Annotated in this window: 1 protein-coding gene and 2 pseudogenes; all 3 read left to right on the top strand. The window is 32.3% G+C overall.

What is annotated here, in order from left to right; all coding sequences use genetic code 11:
* Positions 1 to 635 (top strand): annotated as a pseudogene (locus HMPREF0023_RS02315) (helicase); the annotation flags it as partial.
* The gene (locus HMPREF0023_RS02310; protein ID WP_005088612.1) at positions 632 to 1,069 is read left to right on the top strand and encodes a hypothetical protein; all 438 of its coding nucleotides are present in this window, start codon (positions 632 to 634) and stop codon (positions 1,067 to 1,069) included. The pseudogene HMPREF0023_RS02315 and the gene HMPREF0023_RS02310, both read left to right, overlap by 4 nt.
* A gap of 85 nt (positions 1,070 to 1,154) precedes the next feature.
* Positions 1,155 to 1,399, top strand: a pseudogene (locus HMPREF0023_RS16145) (transposase domain-containing protein); the annotation flags it as partial.
* Positions 1,400 to 1,778: the final 379 nt, after the last annotated feature.

Genomic DNA, 1,778 nt, shown 5'->3' with positions numbered 1-1,778 from the left:
AGGAAGTGAATCGTGCAAAAACCGAACGAATAAAAGATTATACTTTAAAAGAATTAACATCAGATTATCAAAGAAAAACTCAATCTTTAGCTGAAGTTGATTCTGTAGCAGCTTTTATTAGTGATCAAGATTCGTTTCTACCTGATATAGATTTCAACGAATTATTTGAGTCTAAAAGACAGGAAATCAATTCCAAAGTTAAAGAAACTCTTAGAAAATTTACCGAAATCCAAAATCTTGATGAAAATATTCTTAAAACGCTAGAAAAACAATTAATTGATCAGGAAAGTAAGAAAATTTCCACTGACTTCATAGATCCTGAGCTACTTGAAAAGAGACCTACTGTAGCGCGTGATCAATTAAGAAAACTTATTAAAAAGAAAACAGAAGATGAGGTTACCAACCTTTTATCAGACCATGGGTATGATCCTAAAGGTTTAGAGTTAGCTAACTCATTTTCAAGACATACATCTACCATAAAACCAGGCATTGCTAATGATGGCACACTAGTTATGTATATTAATTTTAAGCTATATGATAAATTTGGCTCAATTGCATCAAGAGATAACGCCACTCTTGTAAAATCGTTGAAGGTAATTCCTTCTCTTATTGAAGAAGTAAGGAAAATGATATGATCAACCCAACTCTTATTGAAGTCACAGACTCTCTTATTAATCTTAATATTTTCAAAGGCATACAACCATCAGAGCTTGCTGATTCTATTTTTGAAGAGTCATATGTAAATATGATTTCTGAAAAGACATTGAATACCATCGAAGTGACTCTTACATTTAATGAAAAATGTGAAATTACCAATAAAGTTTACATTCACCATATGAAATATGTTTATGACAAACAAAGTTTTCTTATAAAAATTGAAGAAGCTGTGAACTCTAAAAAGTTCAAGCCTATTTGGGATAGAATCACACTTATTAATTCATCACTTGATTTATTAAGTAAAATTCTGAAAGACTCTGATTATACCGAAAATCAGATCCAAAAAATAATAAACACTATTCCAAAGAATTTCCATTCAACACTATCTCAAACTCTCAAAATAGCATCGTAATTTTCACTAGTAAAGAAACTCACCGTTGGGTGAGTTTCTTTACTTCTGAGATTGCCCCAATTACAGCCTAAAACTCTAGCCTACCTTAAGCCGCTATTTGAATGATGCTAATTTGCCTATCGTAGTAACTAAAACGAAAATCAGATGCCTCCTTGGGCATTAGGCAGAAAGAATTGGTTATTTGCAGGTTCACTGCGAAGTAAGCCAACGGGCATGATTTTAATCCAGTCGGCCAAACTAAATAGTCTAGACCCTTATGCTTATTTAAGTGATGTACTAAAAAGATTACCCATCCATGAATTACTATCACATAAATGGAACCCTACTTAACTGGGGGTTCACTGGATGCTTACCGCTCAATATCTACAAGGTGCTTCCTAAACGATTTTATTGAATTATGCTTAAAGAAAACAATCTGTTTGCATATTTTTTGATTTAAAGAATTGATTAAATACATCCTTTTCCTACAACCAAGGAGACACTGTTTCCTAATTTTGTTCATTATTTTGACTAGGATCACTTATACCGTCTCTTCAACAGGAAAGACCGCTAAATACACAAAAAATAATGTATGGACATGCTTTGACTCCTCCTTAACCCTCTTAATCAATCATCGAAAAAAAATATTTAAGAAGCCCAGAGAACTTTAATCTCTCTGGGCTATCTGAAAGTAGATATTTTAGAAATATTTGCTCTAAATGCTTATAAA

The sequence above is a fragment of the Acinetobacter sp. ATCC 27244 genome (assembly GCF_000156555.1).
In the GTDB taxonomy this organism is placed as follows: domain Bacteria; phylum Pseudomonadota; class Gammaproteobacteria; order Pseudomonadales; family Moraxellaceae; genus Acinetobacter; species Acinetobacter haemolyticus.
This window is presented reverse-complemented; position numbering and strand designations above follow the sequence as displayed.